Source organism: uncultured Amnibacterium sp. (genome assembly GCF_964244015.1).
GTDB lineage: Bacteria > Actinomycetota > Actinomycetes > Actinomycetales > Microbacteriaceae > Amnibacterium.
In genome coordinates this window covers 1-23,228 of sequence record NZ_CAXTHO010000009.1, presented here as the reverse complement: position 1 = coordinate 23,228, position 23,228 = coordinate 1, and the positions used below count along the sequence as shown (strand labels likewise).

The following is a 23,228-nucleotide window of genomic DNA, read 5'->3' as shown; positions in this document are numbered from 1 at the left end:
CCGAGTCCCCGGGGGCGTAGCCGTCGTCAGCCGCCCTGCTCGTTACATTGGCCCCTATGAGCGACGGAACGATGCGCTGGGCCGGCCGCGGTACGGAACCCGAGGCCGTCGAACGCTTCTACGCGGTGATCCCCGCGGGCGGGATCGGGTCCCGGCTCTGGCCGCTGTCCCGCGCGGACGCACCGAAGTTCCTGCACGACCTGACCGGCTCGGGTCAGACCCTGCTCAAGGAGACGTGGGACCGGCTCGCGCCCATCGCCGGCGACGACCGGGTGATGGTCGTCTGCGGGCGCGCGCACCGGGCGGCGGTGGAGGAGCAGCTGCCGAAGCTGCTCGACAGGAACGTGGTGCTCGAGAGCGAGGGCAAGGACTCGTCCGCGGCCATCGGGCTCGCGGCCGCCATCCTCGATCGCCGCGAGCCGGGCGTGATCATCGGCTCCTTCGCCGCCGATCACGTGATCGGCGATCAGCGCCGGTTCCGCCGGGCCGTCGTGGAGGCGGTCCAGGTCGCCGATGCCGGGTACATCGCGACGATCGGGATCCCGCCCACCGAGCCGGCGATCGGTTTCGGCTACATCGAGGGCGGCGACAGGCTCGACCTGCCCGGCACGACCGCGGCGTACTCGGTGACCCGGTTCGTCGAGAAGCCCGATCTCGCGACCGCCAGGGACTACGTGGAGTCCGGTCGCTACCTCTGGAACGCGAGCATGTTCATCACCCGGGCCGACGTGCTGCTGGAGGAGATGGCGAAGTCGAAGCCGGAGCTGGTCGCGGGGCTGCGGCGTCTCGCGGAGGCGTGGGACACCCCGGAGCGCGGTGTCGTCGTGGACGAGGTGTGGCCGGCGCTCGAGAAGATCGCGATCGACTACAGCGTCGCGGAGCCCGCGGCCGCAGCCGGCCGGCTCGCGGTCGTCGTCGGCGAGTTCCCGTGGGACGACGTCGGTGACTTCGCCTCCATCGCGAAACTGCAGTCGGGCGGCCGGAAGAGCGACCTGGCCATCCTCGGCGAGCATGCCAGGGTGCTGGCGGACTCCTCCAGCGGCATCGTCGTGACGGACAGCGCCCGACTGATCACGCTGATCGGCGTGGAGAACATCGTCGTCGTCGACACCGAGGACGCGTTGCTCGTGACCACGAGCGAGCACGCGCAGCGGGTGAAGAGCGTCGTGGACGCCCTCAAGCTGTCGGGCCGCACCGATGTCCTGTGACCCCTCCGCTGGTCGAGGAGGGCGCCCCGCGCCCATCTCGAGACCACCGGGAGATCGCCGTGTTCGGACTGGTCTCGAGACGGCCGTGGCCGGCCTCCTCGACCAGCGGGGTCGGGACGAGGGGATGACGACATGACGGACGTCGACTGGGGTCGGTTGCGCGAGGTGGCGCAGACAGCGATGCGGAAGGCGTACGTGCCCTACTCCCGCTTCCCGGTCGGCGCTGCGGCGATCGTCGACGACGGGCGCATCGTGTCGGGCTGCAACATCGAGAACGCGTCCTACGGTGTCACGCTCTGCGCCGAGTGCTCGATGGTCTCGGAGCTCGTGATGACCGGCGGAGGGCTGCTGACCGCGTTCGCCTGCGTCGACGGCGACGGACGTGCCCTGATGCCCTGCGGCCGCTGCCGGCAGCTGCTCGTGGAGCATGCCGCTCCCGGCATGCTGCTCGAGACGGTGTCGGGCATCCGCACCATCGACCAGGTGCTGCCGGACGCCTTCGGGCCGCGCCAGCTCACGGAGTACGGGGCGGGGCGTCCGGAGGAGGGGTGACGCGGCGGGCTCCGCCGGTCGGGGTCTCGGATCGGTAACCATCCGGCGCCGAGAGCGCACCTGTGCCGTCGCCCGAAACACGGCGTGGCTACGCTGACCGTCGGCCCCGGGTCCGACAGCCGCTCCGGGAACCAGCCGCGCACGGCCGGGCGCCCACCATGGAGGACACCTTGAGATCCACTTCCCGCAGTCGCATCGTCGGCGGTCTCGCCCTGCTCGCCTCGAGCGCACTGGTGCTGACGGGGTGCGCGTCCGCGCCCGAGGCGCCGAGCACGTCCGCTGCCGCCGGATCGGCCGCTGCGGTCGACCTGCTGCCCTGCATGGTCTCCGACTCCGGCGGCTTCGACGACAAGTCGTTCAACCAGCTCGGCTTCGAAGGACTGACCGACGCGGCGAAGGCGCTGGGCGTCGAGGCGAAGAGCGCGGAGTCCAAGAGCGACACCGACTACGCCCCCAACATCGACAGCCTGGTCAGCGCCGGGTGCGACCTCATCATCACCGTCGGCTTCAACCTGTCGGCCGCGACCGTGACCGCCGCCAAGGCCAACCCCGACATCAACTTCGCGATCGTCGACGACGCCGCCGACAACGACTTCGACGGCAAGGTCGACGCCCCGAACATCCGTCCGATCCTGTTCGACACCTCGCAGGCGGCGTTCCTCGCCGGCTACGCGTCCGCCAGCTACTCGAAGACCGGCGTGATCGGCACCTTCGGCGGCCAGGACTTCCCGACCGTCACGATCTTCATGGACGGGTTCACGCAGGGCGCCCAGTACTTCAACAAGCAGAAGGGCAAGAACGTCAAGGTCCTCGGGTGGAACCCGGACAAGCCGAAGGAGGGGCTGTTCTCGGGCGGCTTCGAGGCCAACGACAAGGCGAAGTCCGTCGCCCAGGGGCTCATCGACGCCGATGCCGACGTGATCCTGCCGGTCGGCGGGCCGATCTTCCAGAGCGCGGGCGCCGCGATCCAGGACTCGGGCAAGGACGTCGCGCTGCTCGGCGCCGACGCCGACGTCTACGAGACCTTCCCGACCTATGACTCCCTCTACCTGACCTCGGTGCTGAAGGGCATCAAGCCGGCGGTCGAGGACGTCGTCAAGAGCGCCGCGACCGGAACGTTCGACACCACCCCGTACATCGGCGACCTGAAGAACGACGGCGTCGGCATCGCGCCGTTCCACGACTTCGAGAGCAAGGTCGACTCGGGGCTGCAGGGCGAGCTCGACACCATCACGAAGTCGATCATCAGCGGGGACATCACCATCACCTCCTACCTGAAGAGCTGACCGCAGCGCACACCCCGATCGGAGGACCCGGCCGCTGCCGGGTCCTCCGATCCACCTGTCGGGAGTCTCGGTTGCGGCGAGCATCCCGTGTGAAGAGGATGACGGTGAGATGAAGCTCGAACTCCGCGGCATCACCAAACGGTTCGGCTCCCTCGTCGCCAACGACCACATCGACCTCACGGTCGAGGCCGGTGAGATCCACTGTCTCCTCGGCGAGAACGGCGCCGGCAAGTCGACGCTGATGAACGTCCTGTACGGCCTCTACCAGGCCGACGAGGGCGAGATCCTGCTCGACGACGTCGTCCGGCACTTCTCCGGCCCCGGCGACGCGATGACGGCCGGGATCGGCATGGTGCACCAGCACTTCATGCTCATCCCGGTGTTCACGGTCGCCGAGAACGTCATGCTCGGCCACGAGGCGACCCGGGCCGGCGGCGTGCTCGACCTCGACGCGGCGCGCGCGACGGTGCGCGAGATCTCCCAGCGGTTCGGGTTCGATGTCGACCCGGACGCCCTCGTCGAGGACCTGCCGGTCGGCGTCCAGCAGCGCGTGGAGATCATCAAGGCGCTGTCCCGCGACGCCCGTGTCCTCGTCTTCGACGAGCCGACCGCGGTGCTCACGCCGCAGGAGACCGACGAGCTGATGACGATCATGCGTCAGCTCCGGGACAGCGGCACGTCCATCGTGTTCATCACGCACAAGCTGCGGGAGGTGCGGGAGGTCGCCGACCGCATCACCGTGATCCGCCTCGGCACGGTCGTCGGCGAGGCCGATCCCAGTGCGACCAACGGCGAGCTCGCCGCCCTCATGGTCGGCCGGGCGGTCGACCTCACCGTCGACAAGCAGGCGTTCGCGCCGGGCGGCGTCGCCTTCGAGGTGGAGGACCTCCGGGTGCGCGACGCGAACGGCGTGACCGTGGTCGACGGCGTCAGCTTCAGCGTGCGGGCCGGGGAGATCCTCGCCATCGCGGGCGTGCAGGGCAACGGACAGACCGAGCTCGTCGAGGCGATCATGGGCCTGCAGCAGGACGTGACCGGGGACGTCCGGCTCGACGGTAGATCCCTGCGCGGCCTGAGCATCCGCAAGGTGCTCGACGCGGGCGTGGGATTCGTGCCCGAGGACCGCACGGAGGACGGGCTGGTCGCGGGGTTCTCGGTCGCCGAGAACCTGATGCTCGACCGGTCCGCCTCCGCACCGTTCGTCAAGCGGGGCGCGCTGCAGCTCCAGGCGCTCGCGGCGTTCGCGGCGGAGCGGCTCGAACGGTTCGACATCCGCGCCCAGTCGATCGCGAGCCACGCCTCGAACCTCTCCGGCGGCAACCAGCAGAAGGTCGTGCTCGCCCGCGAGCTCAGCCGGTCCCTCCGGCTGTTCGTGGCCGCGCAGCCGACCCGGGGGCTCGACGTCGGGTCGATCGAGTTCGTGCACAGCCAGGTCGTCGCGACACGCAACGCCGGCCTCCCCGTGATCGTCGTCTCGACCGAGCTGGACGAGGTCACCGCGCTCGCCGACCGGATCGCCGTGATGTACGGCGGATCGATCGTCGGCATCGTCGCGGGTGACACCCCGCGCGACGTGCTCGGGCTGATGATGGCCGGCGAGCTGCCCGCAGGAACGGAGGTGCTCGCGTGAGCGACGAGCCCCAGAAGCCGCACACGATCGACGTACCCGCGGCGACGCTCGAACCGGGCCAGTCGCCGGCCGTGCAGGAACCGCCGCCGCCGTCCCGATGGAGCACGGCGGCGAGGCAGATCGTCGGCGGGAGCGCCGGGGTGTCGGTGCTCGCCGTGCTGCTGGCGCTCGTCGTCGGCGGCATCATGATCGCCGCGACGGACGAGACCGTGAAGACCACGGCCGGGTACTTCTTCGCCCGGCCGTCCGACCTGCTGCAGGCCGTCTGGCGCGCCGTCTCCGGCGCGTACAGCTCCCTGTTCCAGGGCTCGATCTACAACTTCCGCCGCGACGGGTTCGCCGTCGGCATCAAGCCGCTCTTCGACACCCTGACCTTCGCGACCCCGCTGATCGCCGCGGGGCTCGGCGTCGCCCTCGCCTTCCGGGTCGGGCTGTTCAACATCGGCGCCCAGGGGCAGATCCTGATCGGTGCGATCTTCGCCGGGTACGTCGGCACCCGGGTCGAGGCGCCGATCGTGCTCCACCTCGTCATCGCGATCGCGGCCGGCGTGCTCGGCGGCGCCCTGTGGGGCGGCATCGTCGGCCTGCTGCGCGCCCGCACCGGTGCGAGCGAGGTCATCACCACGATCATGCTCAACTACGTCGCCTTCTACCTGCTGTTCTTCCTGCTCTCCTCACCCGTGCTGCAGGCGCCCGGAGCGACCAACCCGAAGACCGCGGCGATCGAGCCGACGGCCGTGCTGCCGCGGCTGCTCGGCCCGACCTACACGCTGCACCTCGGCTTCCTCCTCGTCATCGCGGCGACCTTCGGCGTCTGGTGGCTGCTGAACCGCTCGGCCGTGGGGTTCCAGTTCCGCGCCGTCGGCGAGAACCCCAACGCCGCGCGCGTCGCGGGCATGGACGTGGGGCGCCTGTACGTGCTGGCGATGCTCGTCTCCGGCGGACTGGCCGGTCTCGCGGCCGTCAACCAGGTGCTCGGCGGAAGCCTCACGAGCGGCTTCGCCGTCGGCGTCGACGCCGGCATCGGCTTCGACGCGATCACCGTCGCGCTGCTCGGCCAGTCCCGGCCGTGGGGCGTGTTCTTCGCAGGCGTGCTCTTCGGGGCGCTGAAAGCCGGCGGGTACTCGATGCAGGCGCAGAACGGGGTGCCGATCGACATCATCCTGGTCGTGCAGTCGGTGATCGTGCTCCTCATCGCCGCGCCCCCGCTGGTGCGGGCGGTGTTCCGGCTGCCCCAACCCTCCGGCGTCCCCCTCCGCAAGCCGCGCTCGACGAGTGCGGCGGCGGTGACCAAGTGACCGCGGTCACGGCGGCGCCGCGCTCGGCGGCCCCCGGGCGCCGCCTCGGCGCCGCGTGGAAGGCGCCGATCGCGTTCGGGATCTTCAGCGTCGCGGCGGTCGTGCTCTTCCTCGGCCTGCGGCGGGAGGGGGTCAGCACCTTCCGGCTCTCCACCACCCGCGACCTCATCCAGCTGCCCGCGCTCTCGGTGCCGACTCTGCCCGCTTCGATCGTCTTCGTCGTGCTGCTCCTCGCAGCGACGGCCGCGGCGATCGTCCTGGTGCGCAGCGGCCGCCGGGTCCGGCTCTGGCTGATCGCGACGTTCGCCGTCCTCTTCCTCGCCGGGTTCCTGACCTGGGCGTCGGCGGGCGAGACCCTGCCGGTGCCCGGCCTGCTCATCGGCGCGGTCAGTCTCAGCACGCCGCTGATCTTCGGTGCGCTCGGCGGGGTCATCGGCGAGCGCGCGGGTGTCGTCAACGTCGCCATCGAGGGCCAGCTGCTCGCGGGTGCGTTCGTGTCCGCCGTCGTGGCGTCCGCGACTCAGCAGCCGCTGCTCGGTCTCGCCGCCGCGGCGGTCGCCGGCACCCTCGTCTCGTTCGTGCTCGCGGCGTTCGCGATCAAGTACGTCGTCGACCAGGTCATCATCGGCGTGGTCCTCAACGTGCTCGTCACCGGCCTGACGAGCTTCCTCTACACGACGCTGCTCAGCCCCAACTCCGCGACGCTCAACTCGCCTCCGCGGTTCGCGCGCATCACGATCCCGTTCCTCGGCGAGATCCCGATCATCGGTCCGGTGCTGTTCCAGCAGACGATCATCGTGTACTGCATGTACGTCGCCGTGGCCGTCGTCTGGTTCGCGCTGTTCAAGACGCGCTGGGGCCTTCGGGTCCGCGCGGTGGGCGAGCACCCGAAGGCGGCGGACACCGTCGGTATCAACGTGGCGCGCACGCGGTTCTGGAACGTGTCGCTCGCCGGGGCGATCGTGGGGCTCGGCGGGGCGTTCTTCACCCTCGGCTCGGTCGGCGGCTTCACGAAGGAGATGACCGCCGGCAACGGGTTCATCGCGCTCGCCGCGGTCATCTTCGGCCGGTGGGACCCGGTGAGGGCGACCCTCGCCGCGCTGCTGTTCGGCTTCGCCTCCAACCTGCAGAGCGTGCTGAGCATCATCGGGTCGCCGGTGCCGAGCGAGTTCATGCTGATGCTGCCGTACGTCGTGACGGTCTTCGCGGTCGCCGGTCTCGTCGGGCGGTCGCGGCCGCCGGCTGCCGACGGGAAGCCCTACGTGAAGTAGCGGCCGGACGGTCGCGGCTCGGTCGCTCAGCCGATCGCGCGGATGGCCTCGGTGACGAGCGACCAGAACTTCGGGGCGTCGATGCGGGTGGCGACGCGGGTGGTCGTGCCCTCGGGCGCCGGCTGACGCAGGTCCGCGACCGTCATGCCGAGCGTGATCGTGCCGGTCAGCTCGACGTCGAGCGGAGCGGTGCGGACGGTCAGCACCGAGGGGTCGATGACGTAGGCGACGGCGACGGGGTCGTGCACCGGCGGGTGCTCGAAGCCCTGCGCGTCCCGGTACGAGCGGGCGAAGAAGTCCATCAGCTCGCCGACGAAGCGGGCCACCGGGGTGCCGATCGCGGCGATCCCCGCGACCACCTCCGGGGTCGCGAGCGCGTGGTGGGTCACGTCGAGGCCGACCATCGTGAGCGGCCACGACTCGTTGAAGACGATGTGCGCCGCCTCCGGGTCGATCACGATGTTGAACTCGGAGGTGGCGCTCCAGTTGCCTCCGGCGTACCCGCCGCCCATCAGCACCACCTCCTTCACCAGGCCGGCGATGCGCGGCTCCTTGCGCACCGCGAGGGCGATGTTAGTCAGCGCGGCCGTCGGCACCAGGGTGATGGTCCGCGGCGGCGCGGCGAGGATCGTGTCGATGATCAGGTCGACGGCGTGCCTCGGGTCGAGCGCGAAGGCCGGCTCGGGCAGGTGCGGTCCGTCGAGGCCGCTCTCGCCGTGGATGGATTCGGCCGTCTCGATGGTGCGCACGAGCGGCCGATGGGCGCCGCGCGCGAAGGGCACCCCGGTGATCCCGGCGACGGCCGCGACGGCGAGCGCGTTGCGCGTCGTCTTCTCCACGGTCTGATTGCCGAACACGGTCGTCACCGCGACGAGCTCGACGAGGGGGTTCCCGTGGGCGAGCAGCATCGCGACCGCGTCGTCGTGACCCGGGTCGCAGTCGAGGATGATCTGGGTGGGCACGTCCGCGAGGATATGCGGCGGCGCGCACGAGGCGCTCGGGGTGCGGTGGGCGCTCGGGGCGGGGCGGCGTCGGGTGGGGCGACGGCGTGCCGACGACCTGCGGTCCGGAGGCGCCCGTACCGTGCGGGCCATGCTGAACCTCGCCCGTGGGTCGGCGGCACGGGCCGGCGTCGCCTCAACTGTCGGTGCACTGGCCGTCCGTGGGCTGGCGGTCCGTGGGCTGGTGGTCGCTGCGGTGGCCCTCGGCGCGCTGACCGGGTGCGGGTCGCAGGCGACGCAGCCGGCGTACTCGCCGAGCGTGACGGTCGCACCGACGGCGAGCCTCCCGCCCGCGACCTCGCCGCCCCCGTCTGCGACGACCCCGACGGCGCCGACGCCGACCCCCTCCAGCGAGCCGTCGTCCCCCTCCGTCGATGCGGACCCGGCCCGGCCCGCGGGCCAGTGCCCCGACGACGATCTCGGCGTCCTCGTCGTGCCCGTGGACTCCGGGGCGGGCTCGATCGACTACGAGGTGCTGTTCACGAACACCGGCGGCACGGCCTGCGAGCTGCGGGGCACGCCGGGGGTCTCGGTCGTCGCCTCCGTCTCGGGTCCGCGGATCGGTCCCGCGGCGTCGGGCGGGCAGTCCGGGGTGACGACGCTGACCCTCCAGGCCGGGGACACCGCCCAAGCCGCCCTCCGCATCACGAACATCGGGACGGACGGCGGGCCGCTGCCCGGCTGCACCGTGCAGCGCGGGGCCGGTTACCGGGTCTCCCCGCCGCACTCCTCGCGCGCGTTCTTCGTGGAGGACCCGGAGGCCGTCGCCTGTGCGGACGGTCCGTCGTTCATGACGATCGGCCCGGTGACCGCCCGCACGGGCTGAGTCGCGGGTATTCGCGGCGCGGCCCTCGGTAGCGTGGGGTGGTGAGCGAAGCGTTCGATGCCGTGGATGTGATCGCCGCGAAGCGCGACGGTCGAGCCCTCGAGACCGCCTCCATCCGCTGGCTCGTCGACGCCTTCACGCGCGGGGTCGTCGCCGACGAGCAGATGGCCGCGTGGGCGATGGCGGTGCTGCTGAACGGCATGGACCGGCGGGAGATCCGCGATCTGACCCTCGCGATGATCGACTCGGGGGAGCGGATGTCGTTCGCCGGGCTCGGCAAGGTGACGGTCGACAAGCACTCCACCGGCGGGGTCGGCGACAAGATCACGCTGCCGCTCGCACCGCTGGTCGCCTCGTTCGGCGTCGCCGTGCCGCAGCTGTCGGGCCGTGGCCTCGGGCACACCGGCGGCACGCTCGACAAGCTCGAGTCGATTCTGGGCTGGCGGGCCGATCTCTCGACGGAGGAGCTGCGGGCGCAGCTCGCTGGCGTCGGGGCGGCGATCTGCGCCGCGGGAGCGGACCTCGCGCCGGCGGACAAGCGGCTCTACGCCCTGCGCGACACCACCGGCACCGTCGAGTCGATCCCGCTGATCGCCTCCAGCATCATGTCGAAGAAGATCGCGGAGGGGACCGCGTCGCTCGTGCTCGACGTGAAGTTCGGGTCCGGGGCGTTCCTGCCGCAGCAGGAGCGGGCGGAGGAGCTGGCCCGCACGATGGTCGAGCTCGGCACCGACGCCGGGGTGGCGACGGTCGCGCTGCTGACCGACATGTCGGTGCCGCTCGGGCTGACGGCGGGGAACGCGATCGAGGTCGAGGAGAGCGTCGAGGTGCTCGCGGGCGGCGGACCGGCCGACATCCGGGAGCTGACGCTCGCGCTCGCCACGGAGATGCTCGCGCTCGCCGGTCTGCCGGACGCGGACGTGGCTGCGGCGCTGGACGACGGGCGCGCGATGGATGCCTGGCTTGGCATGATCCGCGCGCAGGGCGGCGACCCGGAGGCGCCGCTGCCGGTCGCGCGGGAGTCGCACCAGGTGCTGGCGGACCGCGACGGCGTGCTCGCCGACCAGGACGCCCGCGGGGTCGGCGTCGCGGCGTGGCGGCTCGGTGCCGGCCGGGCCCGGCAGGGCGACCCCGTGCAGCACGCGGCGGGCGTCCGCCTCCACGCGAAGCCCGGCGACGTGGTGCGCGCCGGCCAGCCGATCGCCACGCTGCTGACCGACGACGCGGCGCGGATCCCGCGCGCGCTCGAGGCGCTGGAGGGCGTGCACGTGATCGCCCCGCCCGGCACGGCGATCCCGCCGCGCCGGCTGATCGCGGCCCGCATCGCCTGACCCCTGTCCGTTTTGAAGGAGTTCTCCCGCCGAAGGCGCGGAAACTCCTTCAAAACGGAAGTCCAGCCCGAGCAGTACCCTTGGGGCCGTGGCAGCGGAGTGGCTTCTCTGGGGGGACGTGGATGCGTCGACGCTGCCGAAGGTGTCGCTGCACGACCACCTCGACGGCGGGCTGCGACCCGAGACGGTGTTCGAGCTCGCGGCAGACGCGGGCGTCGAGCTCGAGGCGGCGGATCCGGATGCGCTCGGCGCCTGGTTCCGCGAGCGGGCGGACTCCGGCTCCCTCGTCGAGTACCTGGCCACCTTCTCCGTCACCACCGGGGTGATGCAGACGGCACCGAACCTCGAGCGGATCGCGCGGGAGTTCGTGCTCGATCTCGCCGACGACGGCGTGCTCTACGGCGAGGTCCGCTGGGCGCCCGAGCAGCATCTCGCGCAGGGTCTGACGCTCGACGGCGCGGTCGAAGCGGTGCAGCGCGGTCTGGAGGCGGGCGTCGACCTCGTCCGGCAGGGCGGCGCGTCGATCAGGGTCGGCCAGCTCGTGACCGCGATGCGGCACGCGGACCGGGCGCTCGAGATCGCCGAGCTGGCCGTGCGCCACCGGGACCGCGGCGTCGTCGGGTTCGACATCGCCGGTGCGGAGGCGGGCTTCCCCGCATCCCGCCACCGGATCGCGTTCGACTACCTCGCCGATCAGCAGTTCCCGGCCACCGTGCACGCGGGGGAGGCGGACGGGCTGGACTCGATCCGCTCCGCGCTGCTCGACGGCCGTGCCCTGCGCATCGGCCACGGTGTGCGCATCGCGGAGGATCTCGTCGTCGAGCGCGAGGGCGACGACCGGTCCGCCGTCACGGTCGGACGGCTGGCCCGCTGGGTCCGGGACCGGCAGATCCCGCTCGAGCTCTCCCCCTCCTCGAATCTGCAGACCGGCGCGATCGCGGCGTGGGGTGACGAGCTCGAGGACCACCCGTTCGACCTGCTCTACCAGCTCGGCTTCCGGGTGACCGTGAACACCGACAACCGGCTGATGAGCGGCACGACCCTCTCGCGGGAGCTCGCGCTGCTGACCGAAGCGTTCGACTACGACCTCGACGACCTGCTCACGTTCCAGTTGAACGCGGCCGAGTCGGCGTTCCTGCCGCTCGAGGACCGGGAGTCCCTCGTCGACCGGATCACGAGCGGCTTCGACGCGATCGAGTAGGAGGCGCCGGTGGTGGTGCAGATCCTCACCGTGTGCGGTGCGGGCATCGGGACGAGCGAGATCCTCCGGGTCACCGCGCAGCGCGCCCTGCTGCGTCTCGGTATCGACGCGCAGGTGACCGCGACCGACGCCGACCACGTCCACGAGCTGGGCGAGGACGTCCAGGTGATCCTCGCCACCTCGGAGAAGGTCGCGGGGATCGGCCGCACCTTCGCGCAGGTCATCGTGATCGACAACATCCTCGACCTGGCGGAGGTGGAGGCGAAGCTCGCCGACGCCCTCGAGTGACCGTTCATCGTCACGGAGTTCAGCGGGGGAGGGCTGCCAGGGCCGCCACCACGCCGCCGACGAACGCATCGCCCAGGCCGATCGTCGTCGGGGTCGACACGGGTACGCGGTAGGAGGCGACGCAGGTGACATCGTCGCCTCCGAGCGCCTCGACCGCCTCCGCGAATTGCACCCCCTCGGCCTGCGGCGGCCAGCCTGCCGCCTCCGCGAGGTGCTGCGGTGTGACCGCGTCGCCGTGCGCGTACCGGGTGCCGGCGAGGGCGGTCCCGCCGAACAGCATTGCTCGTCGCCGAGCCGCCGGGCCGCCGATCGCGAGGGCCCAGAAGCGCGTGTGCACGACGAGCGACGGCGCACCGACGTCGCGGTGCAGCTGCTGGGCGGCGTCCAGGACCTCTCGCGGATCGAGCAGGTCGAGCTCGTGTCCGAGATGATCCTGCAGCTCCTCCTCGTTGCAGCACCAGATGTCGACGTGCGGGCCGACGACCTCCCGCACCCGCTCCGAGAATGCGGCGACATGGAACGCGGCGTGCTCGTACACGCACATCGAGTCGGAGGAGCGGCGCGCGATGTGCCGCAGCACATCGGTCATCCGCCGCTCGAGCAGCTCGGGCTCCTGCATCGAGTTGAACCCCGACACCATTACGACGTGCGCCCGCTCGACCGCATCGCCGAGCGCCTCTGCGATCACGAGCTCGCGGTTCGGGATGTCGTTGGTCAGGATCACTCGGTTCGGCCGCGGCGCGACGACGGGACCGTCGGAGGCGTCCACGGTCGTACCGGCCGGGAACTGCACGATCACATGCGGATCGAGGGAGTCGCCGTCCGCGCTCGAGATCGTCGCGACGTCGTCGGGCAGCAGGCGCCGGGTGTCGTCGTTCGTGCTGACGAGGTGCACGGTCGACGGCCGCCCGAGCGCGCGCATCGCGAGCGCCGCGCGCACGTTGGTGCCGCCGAGCGTGATCTCTGACCGGAACCGTGCGGCGAAGGTGAGCAGCACCGCCTTCGAGGCGATGAAGTGCTCTCCGCCCGAGCCCTCGCGCACGTGCGCGAGCAGCGCTCGAAGCAGATCGGCCGCGGTCTCGATCGCGCCCTCGACCGGGCCGTCTCCCACTCGCACACCGTGCTGGCGCAGCAGCATGGAGACGGTCGGCGCGTCCCATGCGATCTCGTAGTCGACCGTGTTCCCGAGCCCCAGCAGCACCTCGTCCGCGGACGGCGGGGTGGAGGGGATGGGCGCTGCGGGCATGGACATCAGTACAGCGAAGCCTTGCCCGCTGCGTCGAACAGATCGATCTTCTGCGCGGCGGTGACCTTCATGGCGGCGATCGACGCCGGCTGGATTGAGTTGGGCTCGCGCTCGACGAGGTCGGCCAACACCTCGCGCATCCGCAGGTGATACGCGACCTTGATGTCGCTCGAGATGTTGATCTTGTTCACACCGAGCTTGACCGCCCGCCCGATCTCGTCGTCGGGATTGTTCGAGCCGCCGTGCAGCACGAGCGGCAGCGAGGCCGCCGCCTTGATCTCTTTCAGCAGGTCGAGCTTCAGTTCGGGCTTCAGGTGCGACGGGTAGATGCCGTGGCGCGTGCCGATCGCGATGGCGAGGCTGTCCACCCCGGTCGCCGCCACGAACCGGGCCGCCTCCTCGGGCTGTGTGTAGACGATGTCGTCGGTGCCGGCCTCTGCGTAGCCGTCGGTCTTGCCGATGGTGCCGAGCTCGCCCTCGACCGACAAGCCGACTGCGTGCGCGGTCTCCGTGACCTTTTTGGTGATCTCGGCGTTCTTGTCGAAGGGGAGCATCGACTTGTCGATCATGACCGAGGTGAAGCCGCTCTGGATCGCGGTCAGCACCTGCTCGTAGGAGGCGCCGTGGTCGAGGTGGATCGCCACCGGCACGTGCGACCGGTGCGAACGCTGGATGATCGCCGGCAGCAGGTCGACGGTGATGTGGCTCAGCTCATCGGGATGGATCGCGACGATCAGCGGCGAGTCCTTCTCCTCGCTGACGTCGATGATGCCCGTGAACATCGCCCAGTCGCTGATGTTGAAGGCCGGCACCGCGAAGTCGTGCTCGTTCGCGACGGCCAGCAGGTCTTTGCCGTTCAGCAGCATGGATGCTCTCCTGTTTCGTAGGGGGTGGTGCGAGGGGTCTCGTGGGTCAGCTCTTCACAGCGCCGGAGGTGAGTCCTCCGATGAACCAGCGCTGGAAGATCAGGAAGAGGAGGAGCACCGGGAGTATCCCCAGCAGGCTCATCGCCATCAGCTGCGCCCACTCCTGGTTGTTCTGCCCGAGGAGCAGCTGGATCCCGATCGGCAGCGTGCGCATGTCGTCGGTCCGGGTGAGGGTGAGCGCGAAGAGGTACTCGTTCCACGCGATCATGAACGTGTAGACGCCGACCGAGACGATGCCCGGCATCGCGACCGGCACCAGGATGCGGAACAGCGCGGTGAGCGGCCCGGCGCCGTCGACCTTCACGGCCTCGTCGAGCTCACGCGGGAGCGTGTTGAAGTAGCTCGTCATCATGATCACCGCGTACGGAACGGTGAACACCATGTAGGTGAGGATCAGACCGCCATAGGAGTTGTAGAGCTTCAGTGCGACGATCAGGCTGAAGTAGGGGATCAGCAGGGTGATGGGCGGCACGGCCTGCACGCCGATGATCACGATGCTCATGAGGCCCTTGCCCCGGAACTCGTATCTGCTGAACGCGTACGCCGCGAGGATCGAGATGAGCAGCGTGGCGAGGGTCACGACGATCGCGACCACGTAGCTGTTGATGAAGAACCGAAGCTTCGTCGGGTCGGCGAAGACCGCGACGTAGGCGTTGAGCGAGAAGTTGTCGGTGAGCAGCGCCGGCGGGTAGGCGAACACCTCGGTGTTCGTCTTGAACGAGCTGAGGAGCATCCACAGGATCGGGAACGCGGCGATCGCTGCAGCACCGCAGAGCGCGGCGATCGTGCCCGCCTTCTGGACCCGGACGCGGGTCGCCCGCGTGATGGTCACGAGTTGACCTTCCGCTGCTGACGCACGTAGAAGACGGCGACGACGAGGCTGAACAGCAGCACGAGCACGGCGCTCGCCGACGCCTGCACGAGGTTGTAGTCGCCGAACGCGAGCTTGTAGGTGAAGGTCGACAGCATCTCCGTGACGCCGAGCGGGCCGCCGCCTGTGGTCAGCCAGATGAGTGCGAACTGCTGCGTGGTCCAGAGCAGATCGAGCACCGCCATCGACAGGATGATCGGCATCAGCTGCGGGATGGTGATGTTCCAGAAGCGCTGCCAGGCGTTCGCGCCGTCGACGGTCGCCGCCTCGTTCAGATCGGCCGGGATGCCCTGCAGACCGGCCAGCAGGCTGATCATGAAGAACGGGTAGCCCGCCCAGATGTTCATCACGGTCACCGCGAAGAGGGCGGTCGCCGGGTCACCGAACCACTGCACGGCCTCATGGATGACGCCGAGGTTCTCGAGCACGTAGTTCACGACACCGGTCGGGGCGAGGATCAGGCGCCACAGCACCGCGATGACCGCCGCCGTGAACAGCCACGGGAGGATCAGGATCGTCCGGAATACGCCGGAGGTGAACCTGCCGATGAGCGGGCTGTTCAGCAGCACCGCGAACCCGAGGCCCATGACCAGGTGCACGACCACGCTGACGCCGGCGAAGACCGCAGTGTTCAGCGTGGCCGGCCAGAAGCTCGGGTCCGCGAGCACTGCGAAGTAGTTGGCGAGGCCGACGAACTGCCCGCCGCTGCGGGTGACGACCTGCGTGTAGAGGCTGTTGGCGATGACGATGACGACCGGCAGCACCATCAGCACGAGCAGCAGCACGGCGGTCGGGAGGATGAGGCCGTAGGGGAGCAGGCTGCGTCGTCGCTGCTTGCGCCGGCCGGTGCGACCGGGAATTCCGATCGCGGCGGCGTGTGCGTTCGCCATGGCGGTTCCTTCCGGTGAAGCGGGGTTGTCTCAGGAGCGAAGGGGCGCGATCCGGATCGGACCACGCCCCTTCACCGCGAGCGGTCGACTAGGCGGCGCTCATCAGAACTTGCGCTTCCAGGCGGTCTGCGTGGCCGCGAGCGCTTGATCGAGGGTCTGCTGACCTGCCAGCGCCTTCTGGAACTGCTCGTCGAACGTGCGCATCAGCTCGTCTGCCGTCGGCAGTCCGACGAACTCGTTGGTGGGTGTGCCGTCCTGGTAGATCGTGAACGCGTCCTTGTAGAGCGCGTCGGCGTTGGACAGGTCCGGCGTGGAGCCCGTGTTGCCGGGGAAGGCGTTCGCCTCGGTCGACAGCTTCGAGTTCACGGTCGTGCTCATCAGGTACTTGACGAATTCGAACGCCTCGGTCTTGTGGTCCGACTGGTCGGACACCCCGAGGCCCCAGGAGGCGTAGGGGATACCGCGCTTCCCGGTGTAGCCGTCTTCGGCCGGGATCGGGATCACCGAGAAGTTCAGGTTCGGTGCGGCCTTCTTGATCGTGTCGATGTGCGACAGAGAGTCGATCATCATGCCGACGCGGCCGTTCGTGAACTCGGTGACCTTGTCGGTCTCCTGCAGCGTCAGCGCGCCCGGCGTGATGTCCTTCGCGTCGTACAGGCTCTTCACGAATGCCGCCGCCGACTTCACCGAGGCGTTCGTGACGTCGGGCTGACCGTCCTTCAGCATGGTGCCGCCCGATGCCCACGCCCACGACATGAGGTCGTTCTGGATGCCGTTCGGGTTCTCGGTCGACAGCGGGATGACCCAGCCCTTGGTCTGGCCGCCGAGCGCGGTGAGCTTGTCGGCCGCGGCCTTGAACTCGGTGCGGGTGCTCGGGGGAGTGGTGACGCCGGCCTTCTTGAGCAGGTCGTTGTTCACGAACATCGGGTAGACGAAGTTGACGACCGGGATCATGTAGGTGCTGCCGTCCTCCTTCACCTGCGAGGCGAGCTGGGAGTCGTCGTAGCCGTCGGCCTTGATCAAGTCGCTGAGGTTCGCGAGCGCGCCCTGCTTGTGCAGGTCGCTCACCCAGGCGCCGTCGAGGCCGACGATGTCGGCCATGGTGCCGGAGGCGGCCGCCGTGAACGTCTGGTCCTGCGTGCTGGCGTACGGACCGCTGATGAGCTTGACCGTGATGTTCTTGTGCGACTTCTCGAAGTCGGTCACGATCGCCTGCAGGTCGCCCTTCGGCAGCTCGGGCGCCCACCACTGCGAGAACTCGAGCGTGACCTTCCCGCTGTCGCCGCCACCGGTGCTGCCGCTGCAGCCCGTCATCGCGATCGTGGCGCCGATGGCGACGATCGCGCCCGCGGCCCTCCAATACCTTCGAGCTCCGGTGCTCATGGTTCTCCTCGTCATCGAGCGGGAATGCAGTGATCCGCAGTTTCTTGCTGGTTTGTGCGGGTTCCCCGGAATGTAGGGCGCCACACGGGGCATGTCAAGGCGGCGAGACCTGATGTGTCGGAGGGTCGCCAACTGATTCTCGGGCTAAAATGAGCGGCCGATCAGGCTAGATAACGATCTGCACCTTTTTGCGGGGTCGTGCGGTTTCTCACCCGTGTGCTACATCTTCTACATGAACATCGTCGGACAGGGCGACGAGGGCGTCCGGCGTCTCCCCGCTGGGCGCAAGGCGGAGCTCGCCGCCTACGTCGCGGAGGCGGGGGAGGCGTCCGTCGCGACGCTCGCGGAGCGCTTCGGCGTCTCCGTCGATACGATCCGTCGGGATCTCGACGCGCTCGACGCCGACGGCCACCTGATCCGCACGCACGGCGGCGCGGTCGGCGCGCTCGCGGCCCCGCGGCCCGAGTTCGCGGTGGACGTGCGCATGCGGATGCAGGCCGATGCGAAGGACGCGATCGGCGTGCTCGCCGCGAGCCTGGTCACCGACGGCATGGTGCTGATGATGAACGCCGGCACCACGACGATGGCGATCGGCCGTCAGCTGCTGCATAAGCGTCAGCTCACGATCGCGACGAACAGCCTCCAGCTGCCGTCGGTGCTGCCGCCCGAGGTCGTCCGCGATCTCTACGTGTTCGGTGGCGCCGTGCGCTTCACAGCGCAGGAGACCATCGGGCCGGTCCTCTTCCCGATCGGCGAGCCGGGCCTGGAGCAGCGCATCCAGGCCGACCTCGCCTTCATCGGCGTCGGGTCGGTGAGCGAGGACGACGGGTACTGGACCAGCAACCTCGCCGAGGCGGGAATGATGCGCGACATGATGGACCGCTCTGCGAGGGTGGCGATCGTCGCCGATGCCACGAAGTTCGAGCGGCGCCTCTTCGCGCAGGTCGACTCGCTCGCGGCCGCCGATTATCTGATCACCGACGGCCCTCCTCCTCCCTCCATGGCGCGCGCGCTCGCGGACGCCGGCGTCGTAGTCCTCACCCCCTGACGTTCGTTCTGCGAGCAGGACGTGCCTGGAAAACGGAGAGTTCCCGCTCGAAGGGGAGCCGTGCCCGATTCTCCTGTCGTGCTGCCGTCGAACCGGCCCGAGGACCGCTTCTACCGGGGCGGGCGGCGGATCACCGATCTCCGCGGCGATCCGCCTGCCCGCGACCACGAGCCCGAGGACTGGGTGGCGAGCACGACCCACGTGTTCGGGCAGCCGGGCGTCGGCGAGACGGTGCTACCGGATGGCGTGCTCCTCCGCATCGCCGTGGAGGCGGACCCGGTCGGCTGGCTCGGGGACGCGCACGTCGCCAGGTGGGGTGTCGACACGAAGCTCCTGACGAAGCTGCTCGACGCCGGCCAGCGTCTGCCGGTCCACGCGCATCCCGACAGCGCATTCGCGGCGCAGCATCTGGGCCACGCGCACGGCAAGGCCGAGGCCTGGGTGATCCTGAACGACGGAACCGTCTACCTGGGGCTGCACCGGGACGTGACTGAGGAGCAACTCCGCACCCTCGTCGACGCGCAGCTGACCGCCGACATGCTGGCCCTCCTGCACCCCGTCGATGTCGCGGCGGGCGACGCCGTGTTCGTACCGGCTGGCCAGCTGCACGCGATCGGCGAGGGCGTGCTGCTCCTCGAGGTGCAGGAGCCGGAAGACCTCTCGATCCTGCTGGAGTGGGAGGGCTTCGCGGTCGATGGGCAGGCCGACGGCCACCTCGGGCTCGGCTTCGACACCGCGCTGAAGGCGGTCTCCCGCACCCGGCTCGATCCGGCTGTGCTCGACGCCCTCGTCACGCGCGGCACCACCTCGGGCTCGGTGCTGGCGGAGGACGCTGACGCGTTCTTCGCCGTCCAGCGCGTGCCGGTCGCGGGGGAGCTGCTGATCCCCGCCGGCTACTCGGTCGTGCTGGTCGAGCACGGCGACGTCGCGCTCGGCGATCTCGTGCTCACGCGCGGCGCGACCGTCGTCATCCCCGCAGGCGCAGGGGAGCAGCGTGTGACCGGCACCGGCGGCCTGCTGATCTGCCGCCCGCCGACGCCGTGACCCGCGGACCGCCGCTCGACCGAGGCGCGGCGGGCTGCTCACGATCCGCATCCACGAGCTGCGCAGGGGAGCGAATCATCCGCCCAGGAGGGTCGGCACCGCGGCGCGGAGCGCGGCGAGGGTTGCGCTCGTCTCGGCGGCCCGCGCTTCCGCTGTCGGCGCCTCGGACATCACGTCGAGGTAGACCTTGAGCTTCGGCTCGGTGCCGGAGGGGCGCACGATCACGCGAGCGGAGCCGGCCAGGTGGTAGCGCAGCGCGTCGGTCGGCGGCAGGTCGCCTCCGGCCGCGAGGTCGTCCGCGGCGAGTACCTCCAGCCCGCCGATCGAGGCCGGGGGCGCCGCCCGCAGCGCGTCGGTCATGGCGCCGAGCGCGGCGAGGTCGTCGACGCGGATCGACACCTGGTCGGAGTCGTGGCGGCCGATCGCCTCCTCGATCTCGGTTTGCAGGTCGGCGAGCGTCCTGCCCTCGGCGCGCAGCTCGATCGCGATCGACAGCAGCACGACCAGCGCGGAGACGCCGTCCTTGTCGTGCACGGCGTCCGCATCGACGAGGTAGCCGAGCGCCTCCTCGAACCCGAACAGCAGGCCCGGCACCCGCGAGGTCCACTTGAACCCCGTCAGCGTTTCCGTCGCGACGAAGCCGAAGCGCTCCGCGATGCGCGCGAGCCCGGGAGTCGACACGATCGAGCACGCGAGCGTCGACCCTCCTGAGGCTCTCGAAGGGCCCGCGACGGGACCGGCCCCCTGCGCGATCCGCCAGCCGAGCAGCAGCCCGACCTCGTTGCCGGTCAGGCGGCGCCAGCCCGCGGGCGTGGGCAGCGCGACCGCGAGCCGGTCGGCGTCCGGGTCGTTCGCCAGCACCAGCTCGGCACCGGTCGCCGACGCGAGCGCGAACGCGAGGTCGAGCGTGCCCGGCTCCTCCGGGTTCGGGAACGGCGCGGTCGGGAAGTCGGGATCGGGCTCGGCCTGCTCCGCGACGACGGAGGGGGAGGGGAGTCCGGCCGCGCTCAGCACGCGTCGCACGGTGTTCAGCCCGACGCCGTGCATCGGCGTGTAGACCCACGGCAGCTCGCCGACGGTCGATGCCAGCGCGGCCGTCGCCGCGACGTACCGGTCCAGCAGGTCCTCACCCGCGACCGTCACCGCGCCCGGATCGCCCGGGCCGGCGCCTGCCCCCTCCGCGACGACCGCATCGATCGCCGCGAGCACCTGGGCGTCCGCGGGCGAGACGAGCTGCGAGCCGGCGTCCGCGCCGCCGAGGTAGAGCTTGTACCCGTTGTCCGCCGCCGGGTTGTGGGAGGCGGTGATCATCACCCCCGCGGAGGCGTCCAGGTCCCGGACGGCGAAGGCGAGAACCGGCGTCGGCAGCGCGCGCGGCAGCAGCGTGACGGCGATGCCCGCTGCGGCCAGCACGGCCGCAGCATCCTGCGCGAAGACCTGCGAGTTGTGCCGCCCGTCGTACCCGACGACCGCTGTGGGCCCTTCGAGAGCGTCTCGAGAGTCCGCCGCGTCGCGTCGGAGGAGGAACCGCGCGAGGCCCGCAGTCGTCTGCCGCACCACGACGCGGTTCATCCGCAGCGGACCCGCGCCGAGCGGCCCGCGCAGCCCTGCCGTGCCGAACACGAGCCGGCCGCCGAACCGTGCGGCGAGCCCGACCTCGTCGTGCGCGGCGAGCAGCGCCGCCGTCTCCGCGCGGGTCACCGGGTCGGGATCGACCGCGAGCCACGCGCGAGCGGCGGCCTCGAGGGGGTGTCCCGGGGTACTCGACGGATCGGTCATCGCTCCGGCAGGTCCGCGGCGATCCGCTGCACGATCCGGGACAGCAGATCGGCGAGCCGGTTCTCGGCCAGGCGCCCGGCCTCGAGGACTTCCTCGTGGTTCAGCGGGCTGTCCGAGATGCCCGCGGCGAGGTTCGTGATCAGGCTGATGCCGAACACCTCCACCCCCGCCTCGCGCGCCGCGACCGCCTCCAGCGCCGTCGACATGCCGACGATGTGCCCGCCGATCGCGCGGGCCATGCGCACCTCGGCGGGGGTCTCGAACTGGGAGCCGCGGAACTGCACGTAGACCCCCTCCGCGAGCGACGGGTCGACCTCGCGCGCGAGGTCCCGGAGGCGCTTCGCGTACAGGTCGGTGACGTCGATGAACGTGGCGCCCTCGAGCGGCGACGCGGCCGTGAGGTTGATGTGGTCCGAGATCAGCACCGGCGTGCCCGGCGCCCAGGACGGGTCGATGCCGCCCGCGCCATTCGTGAGCACCATCACCCGTGCGCCCGCGGCGGCGGCGGCGCGCACGCTGTGCACGACGCGACGGACGCCCTTGCCCTCGTAGAAGTGGGTGCGCGCGCCGATCACGAGCGCGTGGAAACCGTTCGGGAGGCGGATCGAGGTCAGCGTGCCGGAGTGGCCGGGGATGCCGGAGGCGGTGAAGCCGGGCACCTCCTCCGCCGGGATGCGCGCGACGACCTCGCCGAGCCGCTCCGCCGCGCGGCTCCAACCGCTGCCGAGGGTCAGCGCGATCTCGTGCCGCTCCACGCCGGTGCGGCGGGCGATCTCCGCGGCAGCCAGCTGCGCGACTGCCGTCGGCGGGGTCGAGGGGTCGTCGAGATCGAGCGTCGGGTCAGCCACGCCGCAAGCCTATTGATCGGCGTCGGATGGTCTCGAGGCTCGCTTCGCTCGCACCTCGACCAGCGGGTCGGGCGGCCGTGGAATCAATACTGTGGACGGGTGACCTACGAGTTCGAGCGGAACCACCGGATCGTCGTCCTGGGCGGCGGGCCCGGCGGGTACGAGGCGGCGCTCGCCGGCGTGCAGCAGGGCGCCGAGGTCACGGTGGTCGAGCGCGCGGGTGTCGGCGGCTCCGCGGTGCTCACCGACGTGGTGCCGTCGAAGACCCTCATCGCCACCGCGAACTCGATGGGTGCGATCCAGCGCATCGCCCGGCTCGGCGTGCGGTTCTCGGTGCCGAACGAGCAGGGCAGGGCGGTCGCGCCGGAGGTGGCCGTGGACCTCCGCGCGGTGAACCGGCGGCTGAAGGACCTGGCGAACCAGCAGTCGGCGGACATGCGAGCGAACCTCGAGGAGGCCGGCGTGCGGATCGTGATCGGTGACGGCCGGCTCGACGGTCCCGGCCGGGTCATCGTCTCGACCGGCCGAGGCAGGACCGCGCACGACTTCGATGAGATCGAGGCCGAGACCACGGTCGTCGCCGTCGGGGCGAGCCCGAGGAAGCTGCCGACCGCGCTGCCGGACGGGGAGCGGATCCTCACCTGGACGCAGCTCTACGAGCTCGACGACGTGCCCGAGCACATGATCGTGGTCGGCTCCGGCGTCACCGGTGCGGAGTTCGCCTCCGCCTACATGCAGCTCGGCAGCGAGGTCACCCTGATCTCGAGCCGCGACCGCGTGCTGCCCGGTGAGGACGCCGATGCGGCCGAGCTGCTCGAGCACGTCTTCGAGCGCGGCGGCATGCACCTGAAGTCCAACAGCCGGGCGACCAAGGTCGAGCGGGAAGGCGACGAGGTCGTCGTCACCCTCTCCGACGGCACGGAGATCCGTGGCAGCCACTGCCTGATGGCGGTCGGCTCGATCCCGAACACGGCCGGCATCGGGCTGGAGGAGGCGGGGGTGCAGCTGAGCGCCTCCGGCCACATCCGGGTGAACCGGGTGGCGTCGACCTCGCGCCCCTCCGTCTACGCGGCGGGCGACTGCACGACGTTCCTGCCGCTCGCCTCCGTGGCAGCCCAGCAGGGCAGGACTGCGGTGTTCCACGCGATGGGCGACGCGGTCGTGCCGACCGAGCTGCGAAACGTGACCAGCAACATCTTCACCGCGCCCGAGATCGCGACCGTCGGGTGGACGCAGAAGCAGATCGAGGACGGCATCGCGCAGGGCGTGATCTACAAGCTGCCGCTCGCCTCCAACCCGCG

At 70.7% G+C, this 23,228-nt stretch carries 21 protein-coding genes; 13 read left to right on the top strand and 8 right to left on the bottom strand.

What is annotated here, in order from left to right; all coding sequences use genetic code 11:
* Positions 1–56 precede the first annotated feature (56 nt).
* The 6 genes from ACFE67_RS02200 to ACFE67_RS02175 all read left to right on the top strand — a co-directional run bounded on the left by ACFE67_RS02200 (position 57) and on the right by ACFE67_RS02175 (position 7,245).
* On the top strand, positions 57–1,208 hold the full coding sequence (locus ACFE67_RS02200; RefSeq protein ID WP_375405238.1) for a mannose-1-phosphate guanylyltransferase: 1,152 nt from the start codon (positions 57–59) through the stop codon (positions 1,206–1,208).
* Positions 1,209–1,340: 132 nt separating this feature from the next.
* Entirely contained in the window at positions 1,341–1,760 is a 420-nt protein-coding gene (locus tag ACFE67_RS02195; protein WP_375405237.1) for a cytidine deaminase, read from the top strand.
* A 170-nt stretch (positions 1,761–1,930) separates the two neighbouring features.
* Complete coding sequence (locus ACFE67_RS02190) at positions 1,931–3,046, top strand: BMP family protein (protein ID WP_375405236.1); 1,116 nt, start codon at positions 1,931–1,933, stop codon at positions 3,044–3,046.
* Positions 3,047–3,155: 109 nt separating this feature from the next.
* Positions 3,156–4,676 (top strand): ABC transporter ATP-binding protein, encoded by a 1,521-nt coding sequence (locus ACFE67_RS02185; RefSeq protein ID WP_375405235.1) that lies wholly within the window; start codon positions 3,156–3,158, stop codon positions 4,674–4,676.
* Positions 4,673–5,974, top strand: coding sequence for an ABC transporter permease (locus tag ACFE67_RS02180; RefSeq protein ID WP_375405234.1), 1,302 nt, complete (start codon positions 4,673–4,675; stop codon positions 5,972–5,974). Before ACFE67_RS02185 ends, ACFE67_RS02180 begins: the two co-directional genes overlap by 4 nt.
* Positions 5,971–7,245, top strand: a complete 1,275-nt coding sequence (locus ACFE67_RS02175; RefSeq protein ID WP_375405233.1) for an ABC transporter permease — start codon at positions 5,971–5,973, stop codon at positions 7,243–7,245. The genes ACFE67_RS02180 and ACFE67_RS02175 overlap by 4 nt, the downstream gene beginning before the upstream one ends.
* Positions 7,246–7,271: 26 nt before the next feature.
* On the opposite strand, the gene ACFE67_RS02170 is transcribed toward ACFE67_RS02175, so the two are convergent.
* On the bottom strand, positions 7,272–8,207 hold the full coding sequence (locus ACFE67_RS02170) for a nucleoside hydrolase (protein ID WP_375405232.1): 936 nt from the start codon (positions 8,205–8,207) through the stop codon (positions 7,272–7,274).
* Between the two features lie 130 nt (positions 8,208–8,337).
* Between ACFE67_RS02170 and ACFE67_RS02165 the strand changes: the two genes are divergently transcribed.
* From ACFE67_RS02165 to ACFE67_RS02150, 4 genes are all read left to right on the top strand, one after another.
* The gene (locus ACFE67_RS02165) at positions 8,338–9,072 is read left to right on the top strand and encodes a DUF4232 domain-containing protein (protein WP_375405231.1); all 735 of its coding nucleotides are present in this window, start codon (positions 8,338–8,340) and stop codon (positions 9,070–9,072) included.
* Between the two features lie 41 nt (positions 9,073–9,113).
* Positions 9,114–10,403 (top strand): thymidine phosphorylase, encoded by a 1,290-nt coding sequence (locus tag ACFE67_RS02160; protein WP_375405230.1) that lies wholly within the window; start codon positions 9,114–9,116, stop codon positions 10,401–10,403.
* 88 nt (positions 10,404–10,491) lie between these two features.
* The gene (locus ACFE67_RS02155; RefSeq protein WP_375405229.1) at positions 10,492–11,604 is read left to right on the top strand and encodes an adenosine deaminase; all 1,113 of its coding nucleotides are present in this window, start codon (positions 10,492–10,494) and stop codon (positions 11,602–11,604) included.
* Between the two features lie 9 nt (positions 11,605–11,613).
* Positions 11,614–11,892: a PTS sugar transporter subunit IIB gene (locus ACFE67_RS02150; protein WP_375405228.1), complete on the top strand. Its 279-nt coding sequence runs from the start codon at positions 11,614–11,616 to the stop codon at positions 11,890–11,892.
* Between the two features lie 19 nt (positions 11,893–11,911).
* On the opposite strand, the gene ACFE67_RS02145 is transcribed toward ACFE67_RS02150, so the two are convergent.
* The 5 genes from ACFE67_RS02145 to ACFE67_RS02125 form a co-directional block, all read right to left on the bottom strand.
* The gene (locus ACFE67_RS02145) at positions 11,912–13,144 is read right to left on the bottom strand and encodes an ADP-dependent glucokinase/phosphofructokinase (RefSeq protein ID WP_375405227.1); all 1,233 of its coding nucleotides are present in this window, start codon (positions 13,142–13,144) and stop codon (positions 11,912–11,914) included.
* Positions 13,144–14,004, bottom strand: a complete 861-nt coding sequence (locus tag ACFE67_RS02140; RefSeq protein WP_375405226.1) for a ketose-bisphosphate aldolase — start codon at positions 14,002–14,004, stop codon at positions 13,144–13,146. Before ACFE67_RS02140 ends, ACFE67_RS02145 begins: the two co-directional genes overlap by 1 nt.
* Before the next feature lie 46 nt (positions 14,005–14,050).
* Complete coding sequence (locus ACFE67_RS02135; protein WP_375405225.1) at positions 14,051–14,896, bottom strand: carbohydrate ABC transporter permease; 846 nt, start codon at positions 14,894–14,896, stop codon at positions 14,051–14,053.
* Positions 14,893–15,825, bottom strand: a complete 933-nt coding sequence (locus tag ACFE67_RS02130; RefSeq protein ID WP_375405224.1) for a carbohydrate ABC transporter permease — start codon at positions 15,823–15,825, stop codon at positions 14,893–14,895. The genes ACFE67_RS02135 and ACFE67_RS02130 overlap by 4 nt, the downstream gene beginning before the upstream one ends.
* A gap of 102 nt (positions 15,826–15,927) precedes the next feature.
* Entirely contained in the window at positions 15,928–17,208 is a 1,281-nt protein-coding gene (locus ACFE67_RS02125) for an ABC transporter substrate-binding protein (protein ID WP_375405223.1), read from the bottom strand.
* Between the two features lie 214 nt (positions 17,209–17,422).
* Between ACFE67_RS02125 and ACFE67_RS02120 the strand changes: the two genes are divergently transcribed.
* Together ACFE67_RS02120 and ACFE67_RS02115 are read left to right on the top strand one after the other, a co-directional pair.
* The gene (locus ACFE67_RS02120) at positions 17,423–18,256 is read left to right on the top strand and encodes a DeoR/GlpR family DNA-binding transcription regulator (protein WP_375405222.1); all 834 of its coding nucleotides are present in this window, start codon (positions 17,423–17,425) and stop codon (positions 18,254–18,256) included.
* Positions 18,257–18,316: 60 nt separating this feature from the next.
* The gene (locus ACFE67_RS02115; RefSeq protein WP_375405221.1) at positions 18,317–19,300 is read left to right on the top strand and encodes a class I mannose-6-phosphate isomerase; all 984 of its coding nucleotides are present in this window, start codon (positions 18,317–18,319) and stop codon (positions 19,298–19,300) included.
* A gap of 75 nt (positions 19,301–19,375) precedes the next feature.
* On the opposite strand, the gene ACFE67_RS02110 is transcribed toward ACFE67_RS02115, so the two are convergent.
* Positions 19,376–21,079 (bottom strand): phospho-sugar mutase, encoded by a 1,704-nt coding sequence (locus ACFE67_RS02110; RefSeq protein ID WP_375405220.1) that lies wholly within the window; start codon positions 21,077–21,079, stop codon positions 19,376–19,378.
* Complete coding sequence (locus ACFE67_RS02105) at positions 21,076–21,927, bottom strand: purine-nucleoside phosphorylase (RefSeq protein WP_375405219.1); 852 nt, start codon at positions 21,925–21,927, stop codon at positions 21,076–21,078. The genes ACFE67_RS02110 and ACFE67_RS02105 overlap by 4 nt, the downstream gene beginning before the upstream one ends.
* Before the next feature lie 99 nt (positions 21,928–22,026).
* On the opposite strand from ACFE67_RS02105, the gene ACFE67_RS02100 reads away from it, so the two are divergent.
* Positions 22,027–23,228, top strand: a 1,202-nt coding sequence (locus ACFE67_RS02100; protein ID WP_375405218.1) for an NAD(P)H-quinone dehydrogenase, incomplete at its 3' end; no start/stop codon positions are given.